Origin of the sequence: Halomonas sp. PA16-9 (assembly GCF_009728585.1) — a bacterium.
GTDB lineage: Bacteria > Pseudomonadota > Gammaproteobacteria > Pseudomonadales > Halomonadaceae > Vreelandella > Vreelandella titanicae.
Genome location: NZ_CP040451.1, coordinates 1,525,030 through 1,541,507 on the forward strand (window position 1 = coordinate 1,525,030; position 16,478 = coordinate 1,541,507).

A 16,478-nucleotide genomic window follows, 5' to 3' on the forward strand; every position below is an offset into this window, starting at 1 on the left:
GCCATAGGTCTGGTCTTGAACCGACCCTGACAAGAAACGCATGCGTTTTTCAGTAGCTACTCTCTTATTGTTAGACCATGATGGGGTCATCTGTCGACTACCAATTTGTCATAAAACGTAAACTCATTTGTTATATACAGGAATATTGCGCCTTTACGCGCCGTTATTATCATGACCGAGTTGAATCAAAACGCCCCCTTGAGTCTGCTAGCCACTTGCCCGAAAGGCATTGAAGGCTTGCTTCACGATGAACTAGTGGCATTGGGCGCCACGCCGGGTAAAACCACTGTGGCGGGCGTCTATTTCACTGCCAGCCAAGCGATCGCTTATCGTGTCTGCCTGTGGTCGCGGTTAGCTAACCGGGTCATTTTGACCCTGGTACGCGAATCGATGATCGATACCGCTGAGCAAGTGCGCGATGTGGTTGCCCGTATTGCCTGGACGCAGCACCTAGCGCCGGGTAACACTTTGGCAGTCGATTTTCACGGCCGCAGCGAACATATTCGCCACACCCGTTTTGGTGCCCAGACCGTTAAGGACGGCGTAGTTGATGCCCTTCAACTGGCAGGGCAGGAACGTCCCAACGTTGATACTAAAACCCCACATTTGCGCATATACGCCCACCTCCACCGGATGAACCTGACTATTGGGTTGGATCTCTCTGGTGAAAGCCTGCACCGTCGCGGTTATCGCCGGGATGTGGGCCATGCGCCGCTAAAAGAGAATCTGGCCGCCGCGCTGCTGGTGCGCGCAGGCTGGCCTGAGCGCCTCAAAGTCGGTGAACCGCTGATTGATCCGCTTTGTGGTGCAGGCACGTTACTGATCGAAGCCGCCATGATGGCCGCTGATCAAGCACCTAACCTGAACCGCGAGCGGTTCGGCTTTCACGGCTGGGCAGGGCACGATGACGAAGCGTGGCGGGAACAGAAGCGTGAAGCCGAAGCGCGCGCGTCGATTGGTCGCAAGCGCTGCAAAGCCCAGCTATTAGGTTTCGACCAGAGTCCCGCGGCGCTTACGGCGGCGAAGTCCAATGCTATGCGGGCAGGCATCCTAGCCTTGATTACCCTGCATGGGCAGAGCCTTGCCCAGTTAACGCGTCCCGAAACACTGACTGCTGAGAGCGGCCTGCTGATCACCAATCCCCCTTACGGCGAGCGGCTGGGCGAGCTGCCCGAACTGGTGCGTCTCTACGCCCAGCTAGGTGATAAAGCCAAAGCGCTGTTTCCCGGCTGGACCCTGGCGGTGTTTACTGGCAACCCGGATTTAGGCCATCGGCTGGGTATGCGTGCGCACAAACAGTACGCACTCAAAAACGGGGCCCTGGAGGCCAAGCTGCTGCTTATGGAGATTGGTGGCGCCGAGCATCCGCCTGCCGCGAGCGATACAAAGCCCGTTCAGAACGAGAACAGTGCAGTAGCGGCACCTAATGAAGAGGCTAGCGAAGAGCAAGCTGTTCACAAAAACCAAGACAATGCCCAGATGTTTGCCAATCGGCTGATCAAAAATCAGAAGCGCTTGAAGAAATGGCTGAAGCAGAGTGGTGAGACCAGCTATCGTGTGTATGATGCCGATATGCCCGAGTATGCACTAGCGGTAGATCGCTACGGTGACCGCGTGCACGTGCAAGAGTACGCGGCGCCCAGTTCGATCAATCCGGCTCAAGCGCAGAAGCGTTTGTACGATGCCTTGGAAGTCATGCCCGAGGCGCTTAACGTTGACGCCAGTAAAATCTATATCAAGCGCCGCGAGCGCCAAACCGGCAGCGCCCAGTATCAGAAGCGTGCCGCTAGTGGCGAGCGTTTTGAGGTGCAAGAGGGCAAGGCACGGCTCTGGATCAATCTGCGCGACTACCTGGATACCGGGTTATTCCTTGACCACCGCCCGGTACGTCGGATGCTGGGCGAAATGGCCAGCGGCAAGCGCTTTTTAAACCTGTTCTGTTACACCGCCACAGCAACGGTGCAGGCCGCCTTAGGCGGCGCCAGCGACAGTGTGAGCGTGGATATGTCCAACACCTACCTGGAGTGGGCCAAGGACAACTTTGCGCTGAATAAGCTCGATACACGACTGCACCGAGTGGTGCGCGACGACTGTTTCCGCTGGCTGGAAACCGCCAATGCTGAGTTTGACCTGATCTTTATGGATCCGCCGACGTTCTCTAACTCGAAGAAAATGCGCGATACCCTCGACGTGCAGCGTGATCATCCGCGGCTTGTGGAGCTCGCCATGGCGCGCTTGGCACCCGGTGGAACCTTGGTGTTTTCTAATAACCAGCGGCGCTTTAAACTCGATGAAGCGCTTAGCGAGCATTACGCTGTTGAGGATATCACCGGGCGTAGCTTCGACCCCGATTTCCAGCGGCGCACCAACCTGCACCACGTGTTTTTACTTCGTCATAAGGCGTCATAAGAGAGCTTTTGCATGATTCAGCTATCGCTTTACACAACGATGGGCTGCCACCTATGCAGCCAGTTAGAGGCTTTGGTGGCGGCACTAGCGAATCAAAAGGTGTGGCTGCACCACATCGAGATTAGCGACGACGACGCCCTGGTTGAGCGCTACGGCCTGCGGATACCGGTGCTGGTGGATGGTGACGGCAATGAGCTGGATCGTGGCTTTGAGCTGGAGCGATTAAGTGCATGGTTGCGCGAGCGCGGCTGGCTGGATGAAGACGCGCTGGCGGGGTTCACAGTACCGCCAGACACTACGCCGCCTAAAGGCGCCCATAAGCGTCATGGGCGGCGTTTCTTAGGTTAACAAGTGCGTGGTTAACAAGTGCGTGGTTAACAAGTGCATGGCTGGGTTCGAGTGGTTTACATCACGTCCAGTAGCGATAGTTGACGCATGGCTTCTTGGCCTTCGGGGGTATGGTCGGCCACTTCCAGCACCTTGCGAAAGCCTCGTGAGGACTGGATAGTGGTCTCGTCCTCCAGCCACATATGGGCTTGATCCAGCGTATCGGCTAGCTGATGTTTCAGACCGCCAAACTGAGTGCCGATTTGGCCCCAGGCGCGGCTGAAAATCCAGTCACCAAACATATCCTGGTGAATATGAACCAACACATAGTCATGGTTGGTTTCCCAGCGTACGATCACAACACTCTCCTTACTTAGCCTTTAAAAGATAGCCTTTAAACACGCCTGCCCATCAAGCCGTCGCGGGCGTATTGTAAAGCTCGGATACCCAAACGCCTATGAAACTTGTCATCGACGCCAATATCCCCGCTGCCGAACGCTGTTTCGGCCATTTCGGTAAGCTCATCCGCGTGCCAGGGCGGGAGATAAACGCCGCCCACCTTCAGGACGCCGATGCGCTCATCGTCCGCTCCATTACCCAGGTCAACGATCAGTTGCTTGCCGATAGCCCCGTGCGCTTTGTTGGTACTTGCACCATCGGCACCGATCATATCGATCAGGCAGCGCTCGCTCAGCGCGATATTGCCTTCGCCAGTGCGCCAGGCTGCAACGCTGAAGCGGTGGTTGATTACGTACTAAGCGGCCTGCTAACGCTGGCGGAACGCGATGGCTGGGTACTTAGCGAGCGTACCGTGGGTATTGTGGGGGCGGGCAATGTCGGCAGCCGGCTGCAGGCGCGGCTAACCGCCATGGGCGTGGCAACGCTGGCCTGTGACCCGCCCAAGGCAGCTGTAGAGAGGGCAGAAGAGGAGCCTGAGCAAGGCTTTCACTCCTTGGGCGCCCTGATCGAGCGCTGTGACGTGCTCTGCCTGCATACACCACTAACCCGTGAAGGCCCGCACGCGACTTATCAGCTACTCAACGCCCAGCGTATCGATGAGCTGGCGCCAGGTAGCGTAGTGCTGAATGCGGGGCGTGGGGACTGTGTGGATGGTTTAGCGCTGCGTAGTCGTCTTGCGGGCAAGGGCGATATCAGTGCCATACTGGATGTGTGGGAGGAAGAGCCCGATATTGACGCTGGCTTGCGTGATTTGGTCTCTCTGGCAACGCCGCATATTGCCGGGCATAGCCTAGATGGCAAGCTGCGCGGTACCTGGATGATTGAGCAGGCGCTAGCCCGCTACTGCGGCCAGTCAAGCGATCTCACGTTTGCTGATATTTGCCCGCCGCCTGCGCTGGCGTCCCTGCATCTGCAGCACGCACTTCCCCCGGAAGACGCCCTGCGGCTCTGTATGAGAGCGGTATATGACGTGCGTCGTGATCACGATGCTCTCCAGCGCCAAACGCTGAATTATGGAATGCGTAAAGGCTTTGATGACTGCCGCGCCAACTACCCGCTGCGGCGTGAATTCGCCACGCTCAATGTGCAGTTATCAGGGGAGGCGGTAGCGCTAGAGGGCATGCTGCGTGGGGCAGGGTTTGTAGTAACGCTAGCTAAGTAGTGAAAAAAAAGTAGTGAAAAACAGTAAGGCCCGCAGATGCGGGCCTTAAATGTATAAACAGCAGAGAAAACTTACTGACGATAAGCGGCTTCTTTTAATGCCCGGATGCGCTCATCCAGCGGCGGGTGGCTGGCAAATAGCTTTTCCACCAGCGAGCGTGTTTGGCCTTTGGTGATCGCCATGGCGCGCAGCGTATCCGGCATTTGGTCGGGCAGTTCGGTTTCGGTTTTCAAGCGTGCCAGGGCGCTGACCATCGCGTTGGTGCCAGCTAAGCGCGCACCGGCTTCGTCGGCGCGGTATTCGCGGTAGCGCGAGAACCAGGCGACGATAGCCGAGGCCAGAATACCAAACACAATTTCAGCGACCATGACCACCGCAAAGTAGCCCATAAAGCCCAGGCCGCCTTCGCCATCGCTGCGGCTGCGCAGGAAGTTATCGACTAGATGCGCCACGATCCGGGCAAAGAACATCACAAAGGTGTTCACCACGCCCTGAATCAGCGCCAGCGTTACCATATCACCGTTAGCGACGTGACCAATTTCGTGAGCCAGTACTGCACGCACCTCTTCTGGACGCATGCGATTCATTAAGCCTGCCGAGACGGCTACCAGCGCATCGTCTTTGTTCCAACCCGTGGCAAAGGCGTTTGACTGCTGAGCCGGGAAAATACCCACTTCCGGGGTTTTGATACCCGCCTCGCGGGAGAGCTCAGCCACTGTGTCCAACAGCCACTGTTCGGTAGAGTTGGAGGGCGTTTCGATAATCACCGTGCCGGTGCTGCGTTTAGCCATCCATTTGGAGATAAACAGCGAGATAATGGAGCCCGCCATACCGAAAATAAAGCAGAAAATCAGCAGGCTGGTGAAGTTGATGCCCTGGCCGCGCAGGTAACCCTCTACGCCTAGCAGGCGCAGGGTAATGCTGGCGACCAGCAAGACCGCTATATTGGTGCCTAAAAACAGCAGAATTCGCATCATGGTGCAGGTTCTCCCCTCAAGTTCATCGAAGCATTACTAGATTAATGGCTTAGATACGTGCTGTTCATGGCAGTTTCAAGTCATGGCTACAAAAAGCTACTGCCGATAGCGTGACAAGAAGTTGGCAAAACGGTCGAGTGCATCGCCTAATTGGTCGGCCCAGGGCAGCGTGACGATGCGCACATGATCCGGCTCTGGCCAGTTAAAGGCCGTGCCTTGTACCAGTAAGATTTTTTCCTGTAGCAGCAGATCCAGCACCATCTGCTGGTCGTCTTTGATATTGAAGACCTTGGGGTCGAGCCGTGGAAAGGCGTACAGCGCGCCTTTAGGTTTTACGCAGGAGACGCCGGGGATTGCGTTCAGTTTCTCCACCGTGATGTCTCGCTGGGCCAACAGCCGCCCGCCGGGCAGGATTAAATCATTGATCGACTGGTAGCCCCCCAGCGCGGTTTGAATCGCGTGCTGGGCGGGTACGTTGGCACACAGTCGCATAGAGGCCAGCATATTCAGCCCCTGGATATAGTCCTGAGCGTTTAGCTTGGCCAAGGTGCCGGAGATAGTCATCCAGCCCGAGCGAAAGCCTGCACAGCGATAGCTTTTGGAGAGACCGTTCATGGTGATGACCAGTTGGTCATCGTCCGCTAGTGCGCCCGTGGCAGTATGTTCGACGCCGTCATAAAGGATCTTGTCGTAGATTTCGTCTGAGAACACCACCAGGTTGTGCTGTTTGGCGATCGCCAATACCTCTTTCACCACGGCGGGTGGATACACCGCCGGTGGGGTTGTTGGGGTTGATCAGCACAATGGCACGTGTGTGGCTGGTGATCTTGGCGCGAATATCCGCTGTGTCAGGCGTCCAGTCCGCCTGCTCGTCGCATAGGTAGTGCACCGCGTGACCACCGGAAAGGTGGGCGGCGGCGGTCCAGAGCGGGTAGTCCGGCGCGGGAATGAGTACTTCATCGCCGTCGTTGAGCAGCGCCAGCATGGTCATCACGATCAGCTCAGAGACGCCGTTGCCGATGAAGATATCTTCGATACCTACGCCGGGAATCTGTTTGCGCTGGCACTCCTGCATAATCGCTTTACGGGCAGAGTAGAGGCCTTTGGAGTCGCAGTAGCCCTGGGCCGTGGGCAGGTTGCGCATCACATCCTGGAGAATCTCTTCCGGCGCCTCAAAACCAAAGGGCGCAGGGTTGCCAATGTTTAGCTTGAGAATTCGTTGACCTTCCTCTTCCAAGCGCTTGGCGTGGTCGAGTACCGGGCCGCGAATGTCGTAGCAGACATTGTGCAGCTTATGAGATTTCTTTAACGGTTGTGATTCGTGCGACTGCGGGGTATCCATGAGGTGTCTGTCCAAAAGTAGCTAGAGGCCCAAAAGTGTCCAAAAAGCATGAGTGACTAAAAACAGCGTCCACAAGCCATCGTCGGCTATAGAGCTATTAGGCCATTATGCGTCGGAAAGTGCTTGATTGTCTTCGTCGTTTTGCACGGGCGGCGGAGGAATGTCTGCCGGGGTTTCAAGCGTTAGCCTGCCCAGCTTGCCATCACGCAGTTCGTGAAGCAGCACTTCCGCGCCGCGGTGCAGATCAACGGCGCCGCCGGGACGCAGGCCGCCTCGGCGGGCAGCGATATCTTTTAAGATGGCGTTACCGTCGAAGCCAGCAATAGCGAGAAAGTCGGGCTTTTTCGGGCCATCCGCATCAATGTCATGGGGGATATCCGGCGCGGTGTAAGAGGGCAGCTCTTTGAGCTTATAACGCTCGGTGAGCGCTTCGGGGTAGCGTTTGGCCAGCTCTGCGCTGGTAACAATGGCTACATCGGCGTACTCGATAGCGGTATCGCGAATGGCGCCGGTGGCGGCAAGCCGATAGGCGCTGGCCTGGTCCTCAATCTTCGGCCACAGCACTCCCGGGGTGTCGGTGAGTGCCACACGCCCATCGATACGCACCTTTTGCTGGCGCTTGGTGACTGCTGGCTCATTGCCGGTTTTAGCGATTTTTCGCCCGGCCAGGCCGTTAATCAGCGTGGATTTTCCCACGTTGGGAATACCCATCACCATCACGCGCACATCCCGGTCAGCACGAACGGCACCGGCCAGCTCATGGCACAGCTTGGGAATTTTCTTTAGCTCGCGGGTGTTGGTCGTCGTGACTGCCAAGGCACGCATATTCTCTTGGGCATCGAAATAAGCCACCCATTCGGCCGTTCGCTCCGGGTCAGCGAGATCTGCCCGGGAGAGAATTTTCAGCACCGGCTTATGGCGGGTTAGCTCGGCCAGCATTGGGTTGGCGCTGGAGTAGGGCAGACGCGCATCGAGTACCTCGATGACTACGTCAATTTCAGGCAGCACCTCCTTAATCTGGCGGCGGGCCTTGTTCATATGTCCGGGGAACCAGCCGAGCATGGGTTTCTCCTGCAAGTACAAAATAGCGGCACAAAAAAGCGGGCTGCCATTCTAGCAGATGGCGCCCGCCTTGCTGGGTTTCCTTGAGAGGATTTATCAGCGATTACTCGTCGGGGTGAAATTCCAACGACACTGAGTTAATGCAGTAGCGCAACCCAGTAGTCTCCGGTGGGCCGTCGGGGAACACATGGCCCAGATGAGCATCGCAGTGGGAACAAACTACCTCCGTGCGCTGCATGCCGTGAGTGGTATCCGTATGCTCCTCAACGCAGCGGCTACCCAGTGGCCGATCAAAGCTTGGCCAACCGCAGCCAGCATCGAATTTGTGCTCATTCTCAAACAGCGGCGCATGACAGCAGACGCAGTGGTAAATACCCTGCGCATCACGCACCTGATAATCGCCAGTGAATGGGCGTTCTGTGCCTTTCTCACGTGCTACGCGGTACTGCTCTGGGGTTAGCTGCTGTTGCCACTCGTCAGGGGATTTTTCTATTTTCGCCATGCTCTGTTCCTCTCCCTTATGCATTGCGCTTACATCGCTGAGGCCAAGTGTTGTTTGGACTCACTAGCCTAGTGACACCACTTGATCATCATGAGTTTCAGCATGGGCGATTATACATCGCTGTGCCAGTGTAAGCGCTATACGCTAGCCGCGCCGCCGTTACTGCGCGGGTCGTGGGCGCTCTCTATCAACCCATCCGGATGGTGCACAATACCGCCTGCATGGCCCATGGTGTCACTGAATGCCTCGGGCAGCACTTCCACATCGTGGCCTGCCGTTGCCAGGGCGGTGACTAGGGTGTCGTCAAAACGCGCTTCGAGTTTCAAGTTAGTGCTGGTTTCGCCCCAGGTGCGCCCCAGCAGCCAGCGGGGGGCCGTAATCGCCTGCTGCAGCGGCATGCCATGCAGCGCGTAGCGCGAAAATACCGCTGCCTGGGTTTGCGGCTGGCCTTCACCGCCCATAGTGCCGTAAACCATGGTGCGGCCATCGTTAAACTTGGCAAGCGCCGGGTTAAGAGTGTGGAAAGGTTTACGTCCAGGGGCTAAGCCGCGCAGGTCGTCGGGGTTAAGCGAGAAGCTGATGCCGCGGTTTTGCCATAGCACGCCGCTTTCTGGCAGCACCACGCCACTACCAAACTCCCAGTAGATGCTCTGAATAAAGCTCACCGAACGTCCTTCGCTATCCACGGTGCCCATCCAAATGGTATCGCCTGGCGCTGGTTCGTGGGGCCAGGGTAGGGCGTGCTGCGGGTCGATCTGAGCCGCTTCTAAGCCAATGTTCTCTTCGCTGAGCAAATCTTGCAGCGGTGTTGGCACACGGCCGGGGTCAGTGATGTTTTGGTCGCGCAGGATAAAGGCGCGTTTGGTGGCTTCAATCAGGCCATGCAGGTGGCCAAAACCGTTGGGCTCGGCGGCTTTTAGGCGCTCGTAGATACCTAAAATCATTAACGAGGCCATGCCTTGGGTCGGCGCAGGCAGGTTATAGAGCGTGGCATCCTGAAGAGTTACTTCCAGCGGTGTGACTCGCTGGGCGCGGTAGGCGTGAAAGTCTGCCAGTCGTAATGGGCTGCCTACCGCCTCTAAATCTCGCGCCATGCTGGCGGCCAACTCGCCGCGGTAGAAATCATCCAATCCCGCTTCCGCCAAGCGCTTAAGTGTCGTGGCCAAGCGCGGCTGGCGCAGCCGTTCGCCTTCCTGGGGTACCTGGGCGTTAAGCAGTAGGGCGTCACTAAAGCCTGGGCTTTGGGTTAAACGCTCAAGGTGTTTAGCGGTAAGCGCTTCCTGGCTCTGGGAGACCGCAATACCCGTCTCGGCATGATGAATGGCGTCGGCCAGTAGCGTGGTGAGAGGCAACTGCTTGCCCCATGCTGACGCCACGATCAGCGCTTCATGCCAGCCGTCAATGGTACCGGCCATGGTGAGGGCGGCTTTGGGGCCGCGCTCGGGAATCTGCGTTTCACCGGCGTAGAAATCTGCGCTGGCAAGCCCCGCCGCAGGGCCGCAGGCGTCAATGGCAATGGGCGCTTTGCCCGGCTCATGAATTAGCCAGAATCCATCGCCACCCAGGGCGTTCATATGCGGGTAAACCACCGCAATGGCAGCAGCGGCTGCGACCATGGCTTCCACCGCGTTACCACCCTGTTTAAGCACATCTCGCCCGGCACTGGCAGCTAGGTGATGAGGAGCGACGCAGCTGCCGCCGTAACTACGTTGGGTGTGGAGCATCTTTGAATCCTTATTGTTAAATAAATGCTAAGGCAGATCGTTACCAGCCAATGGCTTCGGGCAACCAGGTAGCAATGCTGGGAAAGATAAATACCAGCGCGACGGCGACAAACTGTAAGCCGATAAACGGTAGGGCGCCTTTATAAATATCCAGCGTCGAGACTTCTTTCGGCGCTACACCCTTGAGGAAAAACAGCGACCAGCCAAAGGGTGGGGTAAGAAACGACGTTTGTAGCACCAGCCCCACCAGAATGCCCAGCCACACCATATCGACGCCCATCTGCACAAAGAAGGGTAAAAATAACGGTAGGGCAATATAGCTGATCTCAATCCACTCCAGGAAGAAACCCAGCACAAACATCAGCAGCAGCATGAATAGCATCGCGCCTAATTCGCCGCCGGGCACCCAGTCGAACATACGGGCAACCAAATGCTCGCCGCCCAATCCGCGAAATGCCAGGCCAAATACCTGGGCGCTGATCAAAATAAAGAACACCATGGCCGAGATCACCAGCGTGGCCTTGGCAACTTCTTTGAGTAGCGCAAAGGTTAACCGCCCCGAGCAGGCTACAATTAGCAATGCTCCTAGCGCACCCATTGAGGCTGCTTCAGTAGGCGCGGCAATGCCGCCAATAATCGACCCTAATACCGCAAACACCAACCCCACTGGCGGGCCTACCACGGTAATCACTTTGCGTATCAACTGACCCCGGCCCATTTCTGCACGCTCCTCGGCAGGAATAGGCGGCATTAAGTTGGGGTAGAGCTTGGCGATCACCAGAATGGCAATAATATACACCGCCGCCAGGGTTAGTCCCGGCACCATGGCGGCGGCGAACATCGTACCGACTGATTCACCCAGAATTTCCGCCAGCAGAATCAGCACCAGGCTGGGCGGAATAATCTGCCCCAGGGTGCCGGATGCGCAGATCATCCCGGTGGCCAGGGTTTTAGGGTAACCGCGGCGTAGCAGCGTCGGTAGCGTGAGCAGGCCAAGGGTAACGATAGTGGCGCCCACAATGCCTGTGGCGGCGCCTAACAGCACTCCCACGAGGATGATCGCCACGCCCATGCCGCCTGAAATGCCGCCGAACAAGTGGCCGATGACATCGATCAACTCCTCTGCCAGCTTCGACTTCTCCAGCATCACCCCCATAAACACAAATAGCGGTATGGCCATAAAGGTGTAATTGGTCACTACGCCGTAAATACGTGATGGCAGCAGATTAAACAGCATTGGCCCAAAGCCAACGTAGCCAAAGAAAAAGGCCGTCGCCGCGATACTGATACCGACCGGAATACCTATCAGCAGGAACACAAAAAAGCCACGATCATGCCGATCGCGAGCCATTCATTGGGAGACATGCGTTATTCACCTCGTGTGGGTAGGGCGAAAGCCTGACGCAGCGCGTGGGCCAGCCCTTGCAGCGCGAGAAGGAGAAAACCGAATGGGATCAGAGATTTGAGAAGCCAGCGCAGAGGCAGGCCGCCGGGGTTGGGCGACGCCTCGCCGCGGGCGAACGACTGGGCGATCCAGGGCAGCGTCAGCCAGGCGATATACAGCCCCATCACCAGCAGCAAGAGTCCGCCGATCACTTCAATCACCCGTTGCAGGCCTACAGGGAAGCGCTCGTAGAAAACATCGACGCGCACCTGCTCGCCCATCAATAGCAAATACGACATGCCAAACAGTGCAATAGGTGAGATCAAGTGCCACTGCAGCTCCTGCAGCCATATCGCGCCAATGCTGAACACATAGCGCATCAATACGTCGCCAGCGACGAGTCCGACTAAAACCACGCAGGTCCAGGCGGCGATCCAGCCAAATAGCCGAACCACCGCCTCAACTCCGTGGACAAAAAATGCCACGGCGCGCATATCAGACTCCGATAATGTCGTTTAACCAGGCACGCTCACTGGCGCCCGCCCAGCGGTCATGATTGGCTTTAAACGCCATGTAGCTATCGTGCACTTTGCGTACCAGAGGGTCGGCGTTGGCCTCTGTTGCCAGGGTATCTTGAGTGGCTTCGTGCAGCGCATCGATAACGGGTGCGGGAAGCATGCTGGCAGTGACGCCTTCGTTCTCCACTAGATCTGTCATGGCTTCGCCATTGACCGCTTCAGACCAAGTCACACTCTCTAAGCAGGCGGCCATACAGGCGGTTTTGACAATCATCTGCAGATCTTCTGGCAGACTATCCCAGTGGGTTTTCGAGATAAGCAGTTCGCCCGTGGTCGAGGGTTCGTGCCAGCCTGTAGTGTGGTAGAACTTGGCGGCGTTATGCAGGCCCATGCGACGGTCTTGGAAGGAGCCTACGAATTCAGCTGCATCAATCACGCCACGCTCCAGCGCGGGGAAGATTTCACCACCGGGCAGTACACGGGCATCCACGCCAAGCGAAGAGTAAACCTGGCCCGCCAAGCCAGGAACGCGCATGCGCAGCCCGTTGAGTTGGCTAATATCCTCGATCGGTTCGCGGAACCAGCCGGTCATTTGCACGCCGGTATTGTTCAGCGGGAAGGCGACCATGCCGTAGGGCTCATACACTTCGTGCCAAAGCTCCAAGCCGCCGCCGTGGTAAAGCCACGCCATATGGCCCATAAAGCTCATACCAAATGGAACGGTAGTGAAGTACTGAGCGGCAAAGGTGGTGCCTGACCAGAAGTAGCTATTGGCGGCATTCATTTCGATGGTGCCGCTTTGAACTGCTTCAAAGCCTTCAAAAGCTGGAATTAGCTCGCCGGATGAAAAATGCTGAATATTGAGTCGCCCGCCGGACATGGCGTTGATTTTGGCGATCACGTCAGTGGGGCTGCCTGGGCCTTCCACGTAAAAGGGCGAGCCGGGCGGGTAGGCATTGGTCATACGCCAGTTGAAGCTCTCGGCGGACTGCGCACGGGCGATAGACGGGGCGCCCAAGACAAGGCCTGCCGTGGAGGAGACGGCAGCTGTGGTGAGAAACTTGCGACGGGATAAGGACATAGCACACCTCATTTATGATGGAATTGGTCAGCCAGGGAACACAATGAAGTAGCAAGGGGTGTGCCATAAAAATCGATTTTATTTTAAATAAAAGATTTTTAAGGGTTTTGTCGGTCTCTGCTGAAAAGACTAAATATAAGAAAAATAACCGTTTGCACCGTTATGACGCCGAATGAGTGTCCAGGGCACCCTCGGTGTGCATACTGGCTTCGCAAAAATTGGACGTAGAGGTAGGTAATTGAAAGCGTGTCAGTTAGTTTGGTGAAGGCAGGGTGCTTGACAGCTCAATAAGGTCTGAGTAACATACGCGCCACCTCGACGAGGCAATGCAACGTCCCATTCGTCTAGTGGTCTAGGACACCGCCCTTTCACGGCGGTAACAGGGGTTCGAACCCCCTATGGGACGCCACTTATTTTTCTTTCTAGAGCTAGAGTAAGCGGTCGTCAGGGTTATCGGAATGCGGGAATAGCTCAGTGGTAGAGCATCGCCTTGCCAAGGCGAGGGTCGGGAGTTCGAATCTCCTTTCCCGCTCCAAGCATTAAAGTGCTTAATAGTGTCCCATTCGTCTAGTGGTCTAGGACACCGCCCTTTCACGGCGGTAACAGGGGTTCGAACCCCCTATGGGACGCCACTTCCGGTAAGTTAGGTAAAAGCTAAGTAAGTGTTCTATAAGCGGGAATAGCTCAGTGGTAGAGCATCGCCTTGCCAAGGCGAGGGTCGGGAGTTCGAATCTCCTTTCCCGCTCCAGTTTTAGTAGTACCGGATCGGTAAGCGATGGGTCGGGAGCTGGAACGCCAGCCCGGTCGATTTCCTTTCCCGCTCCAGGTTTGATTTAGTCCCATTCGTCTAGTGGCCTAGGACACCGCCCTTTCACGGCGGTAACAGGGGTTCGAACCCCCTATGGGACGCCATCTAGTATGTTGTTTGCGTTGCGGGAATAGCTCAGTGGTAGAGCATCGCCTTGCCAAGGCGAGGGTCGGGAGTTCGAATCTCCTTTCCCGCTCCATGTAAGCAGTATCAGGTAGCTACGCCAAAGTCGGGAACTGGAATGCCAGTCCTGCGACATGCCAGCCCTATAGCTCACCTTCTCCGCTAAGCTTCTATTATCCCAAACTTCTCCGATCTCACTGCTTTATATGCAGTCTTGGTCTAGGTTCTTTTTGCTGATACTGAGTCAGTGGCTTTCAGCACAATAGGGCTCTGACTAAAGGTCGTGGATGGCCGTGGGCTGATCTGCTTTGGTTTTTAGCCCAAACTCAGCTGGTTCGCCAGTACTCCCGCCTGTCAGGTTATCATCGTCGTTCAAGATCATGTGAAGCTTGTGGCTTCCATGTTGGCGGTTAGGAATCTTATTAATTTGAAGATAAGCCAGTAACTAACGCTCTCACTTACTTATTACCGTCAGCGGCGGCCTCCACTGAGGTACGGCGGCTATTGCGACTGTGTGCGTTCACAACGGAAGCGCACGCAGACATGATCCATGACAATATACAAATGCTTAACCTTGGCTATGATGGTGACCCAGCGGTGCATGGTCGTGGGTACATCTACCACTCAGATCGCGATGACCAATGTGCGCGCTGACTTTTATTCCCACATGCAGTGAGGCTTCGATGGCCGACGATCGCAGGCAGCTGCCGGGCGCTTTGACTCACCGAGGCTGAGGCATACGGTATCGACTCGATTGGTGGTGTGCCACCGTGAGGGTCAGGCCGTCATCGACGAGCTGCTCTGCTCACCAATTTGTGTCCGCCACCATGTCGATGAATATCAAAACTGCAGGCATAGGACGGGGATGTCTGCTGGAGAGGGGGTAGTCCAGGGTAATCGTTTCTTTTCACAGTGATTTTGGGGGACCTGCGCGCTGACCTGATGCACACAGATAACCCGAGTAACGGAGGGTTAAAAGAATGGCTTATGCAACGACCAATCCCTATACTGGGGAGACAATCAAAAATTTTCCCAGCGCAACCGATGCAGAGGTCGCTCTGGCGCTGGATCGCGGCGATGCAGCATTCGGCAACTGGAAGAGCACCCCCATCCAGCAGCGGATCGCTATCCTGCAGAAAGCTGCCGACTTGTTGCGAGCCAATAGCGAGGAGTATGCGAAACTGCTGACCCTGGAGATGGGCAAGCTGCTGGGCGAGGCGCAGGCGGAGGTCGAGCTGTCAGCTGCGATCTTCGAGTACTATGTCGAGAGCGCCGAGCGGCAGCTGGCACCTGAGAAACTGCCGTCCAAGGATCCGGTGGTGACCGAGGCCTGGCTGGTACACGAGCCGCTGGGCATTATCCTTGCGATAGAGCCGTGGAACTTCCCCTATTATCAGATCGCCCGCATCATCGCTCCTCAGCTTGCCGCCGGTAACGTGGTCGTGCTCAAGCATGCATCCAACGTTCCGCAATCGGCTGCGCTTTTCGAGAAGCTGATGCTTGACGCTGGCTTGCCGGTTGGCGGATTCAAGAATCTCTATGCAACGCGCGAACAGCTGGAAACCATCATTAACGATCCACGCGTTCACGGTGTCGCTTTGACCGGTTCTGAAGGAGCTGGCGCGGTGGTGGCTGCACAGGCTGGCAAGGCGCTGAAGAAGTCAACGATGGAGTTGGGCGGCGCCGACGCGTTTGTGGTGCTGGATGATGCCGACATCGACAAGGCGGTGAAATGGGCCGTGTTCGGCCGCCACTGGAACGCTGGGCAGGTGTGCTGTTCGTCCAAGCGGATCATCGTCGTCGAGGAGGTTTATGACGCCTTCCTGGAGAAGTACAAAGCCAGCGTCGCCGTACTCAAGGCGGGGGATCCCATGGATCCGACGACGACATTGGCGCCTTTGTCGTCTCAGAGCGCAGCGGATGATATCCAAAAGCAAGTGGAAGATGCAATTAAGCATGGTGCTACGGCGACCGTAATCGGTGCCGCAATACCCGAGCGCGGTGCATTCGTGCAGCCCGTGCTGTTGACGGACTTGACGAAGGATAACCCTGCCTACTACTGGGAGTTCTTTGGTCCGGTATCTCTGGTGTTCAGAGCCAAGGGTGAGTCCGAAGCCATCGAGATCGCCAACGATTCTCCCTTTGGATTAGGCGGATCAGTGTTCACGCAGAACATTGAGCGAGGTCGCCAGGTGGCGGCTCAGATATCCACCGGTATGGTTTACATCAATCACCCAACGGCAGTGAAGGCCGACTTGCCTTTCGGCGGCGTTCGTCGCTCCGGCTATGGCCGCGAGTTGATCGGCCTCGGGCTGAAGGAATTCGTCAACCACAAGTTGATTGGAGTTACCGACATCGACGGTCAGTTCTGATCGTCATGCTCGGGAGTGCATTGTTAATGTGAATTTTCTTGCCAGTACGCACGAAGTGGGGTTATCGGTCACAGCATGTTTTCAAGGTTTTGAAACATGCTCTAAACGACTCTTAGGGGCATGTGACTGGTGGTCTTGCACTCCGCAGGGCCGACGAGCTAAAGTACGGCTACAGTATTATTGAGAACCTTATTGAGGGGGAGCGCTGACTGCAAAAGCCTCCTTTCC

12 protein-coding genes, 6 tRNA genes and 1 pseudogene are annotated in these 16,478 nt (G+C 56.4%); 10 read left to right on the plus strand and 9 right to left on the minus strand.

The window, feature by feature from the left end; genetic code table 11:
• Window positions 1-171 precede the first annotated feature (171 nt).
• Together rlmKL and FDY98_RS07075 are read left to right on the plus strand one after the other, a co-directional pair.
• A complete protein-coding gene (gene rlmKL / locus FDY98_RS07070; protein WP_027959672.1) occupies window positions 172-2,409 on the plus strand; it encodes a bifunctional 23S rRNA (guanine(2069)-N(7))-methyltransferase RlmK/23S rRNA (guanine(2445)-N(2))-methyltransferase RlmL in 2,238 nt (745 codons plus the stop codon).
• 12 nt (window positions 2,410-2,421) lie between these two features.
• The gene (locus FDY98_RS07075; protein WP_022520414.1) at window positions 2,422-2,757 is read left to right on the plus strand and encodes a glutaredoxin family protein; all 336 of its coding nucleotides are present in this window, start codon (window positions 2,422-2,424) and stop codon (window positions 2,755-2,757) included.
• 56 nt (window positions 2,758-2,813) lie between these two features.
• Here FDY98_RS07075 and FDY98_RS07080 read toward each other — a convergent pair whose 3' ends face one another.
• Entirely contained in the window at window positions 2,814-3,095 is a 282-nt protein-coding gene (locus FDY98_RS07080; RefSeq protein ID WP_022520413.1) for a hypothetical protein, read from the minus strand.
• Between the two features lie 98 nt (window positions 3,096-3,193).
• Between FDY98_RS07080 and pdxB the strand changes: the two genes are divergently transcribed.
• A complete protein-coding gene (gene pdxB / locus FDY98_RS07085) occupies window positions 3,194-4,357 on the plus strand; it encodes a 4-phosphoerythronate dehydrogenase PdxB (protein ID WP_027959671.1) in 1,164 nt (387 codons plus the stop codon).
• A gap of 71 nt (window positions 4,358-4,428) precedes the next feature.
• Here the strand turns inward: pdxB and htpX are convergent, their stop codons facing one another.
• From htpX to FDY98_RS07125, 8 genes and pseudogenes are all read right to left on the minus strand, one after another.
• The gene (gene htpX / locus FDY98_RS07090) at window positions 4,429-5,334 is read right to left on the minus strand and encodes a protease HtpX (protein WP_027959670.1); all 906 of its coding nucleotides are present in this window, start codon (window positions 5,332-5,334) and stop codon (window positions 4,429-4,431) included.
• Between the two features lie 96 nt (window positions 5,335-5,430).
• Window positions 5,431-6,676, minus strand: a pseudogene (locus tag FDY98_RS07095) (pyridoxal phosphate-dependent aminotransferase).
• Between the two features lie 105 nt (window positions 6,677-6,781).
• Window positions 6,782-7,738 (minus strand): ribosome biogenesis GTPase YlqF, encoded by a 957-nt coding sequence (gene ylqF / locus FDY98_RS07100; protein WP_022520409.1) that lies wholly within the window; start codon window positions 7,736-7,738, stop codon window positions 6,782-6,784.
• Window positions 7,739-7,841: 103 nt separating this feature from the next.
• Entirely contained in the window at window positions 7,842-8,240 is a 399-nt protein-coding gene (msrB, locus tag FDY98_RS07105) for a peptide-methionine (R)-S-oxide reductase MsrB (protein WP_022520408.1), read from the minus strand.
• 137 nt (window positions 8,241-8,377) lie between these two features.
• Window positions 8,378-9,964: a gamma-glutamyltransferase family protein gene (locus FDY98_RS07110; RefSeq protein WP_027959669.1), complete on the minus strand. Its 1,587-nt coding sequence runs from the start codon at window positions 9,962-9,964 to the stop codon at window positions 8,378-8,380.
• A 40-nt stretch (window positions 9,965-10,004) separates the two neighbouring features.
• Window positions 10,005-11,315: a TRAP transporter large permease gene (locus FDY98_RS07115; RefSeq protein WP_155705732.1), complete on the minus strand. Its 1,311-nt coding sequence runs from the start codon at window positions 11,313-11,315 to the stop codon at window positions 10,005-10,007.
• A 17-nt stretch (window positions 11,316-11,332) separates the two neighbouring features.
• Window positions 11,333-11,842 (minus strand): TRAP transporter small permease subunit, encoded by a 510-nt coding sequence (locus tag FDY98_RS07120; protein ID WP_009288055.1) that lies wholly within the window; start codon window positions 11,840-11,842, stop codon window positions 11,333-11,335.
• A 1-nt stretch (window position 11,843) separates the two neighbouring features.
• Window positions 11,844-12,947 (minus strand): TRAP transporter substrate-binding protein, encoded by a 1,104-nt coding sequence (locus FDY98_RS07125; RefSeq protein WP_027959668.1) that lies wholly within the window; start codon window positions 12,945-12,947, stop codon window positions 11,844-11,846.
• A gap of 333 nt (window positions 12,948-13,280) precedes the next feature.
• Between FDY98_RS07125 and FDY98_RS07130 the strand changes: the two genes are divergently transcribed.
• From FDY98_RS07130 to FDY98_RS07160, 7 genes are all read left to right on the plus strand, one after another.
• Window positions 13,281-13,356: transfer RNA gene (locus tag FDY98_RS07130), tRNA-Glu, on the plus strand.
• Window positions 13,357-13,407: 51 nt separating this feature from the next.
• Window positions 13,408-13,482 (plus strand) — tRNA-Gly (locus tag FDY98_RS07135).
• 21 nt (window positions 13,483-13,503) lie between these two features.
• Window positions 13,504-13,579, plus strand: a tRNA-Glu gene (locus tag FDY98_RS07140).
• A gap of 41 nt (window positions 13,580-13,620) precedes the next feature.
• Window positions 13,621-13,695 (plus strand) — tRNA-Gly (locus FDY98_RS07145).
• A gap of 88 nt (window positions 13,696-13,783) precedes the next feature.
• Window positions 13,784-13,859, plus strand: a tRNA-Glu gene (locus tag FDY98_RS07150).
• A 20-nt stretch (window positions 13,860-13,879) separates the two neighbouring features.
• Window positions 13,880-13,954: transfer RNA gene (locus tag FDY98_RS07155), tRNA-Gly, on the plus strand.
• Window positions 13,955-14,858: 904 nt separating this feature from the next.
• Window positions 14,859-16,250: an NAD-dependent succinate-semialdehyde dehydrogenase gene (locus tag FDY98_RS07160; protein ID WP_027959667.1), complete on the plus strand. Its 1,392-nt coding sequence runs from the start codon at window positions 14,859-14,861 to the stop codon at window positions 16,248-16,250.
• The last annotated feature ends 228 nt before the right edge of the window (window positions 16,251-16,478 follow it).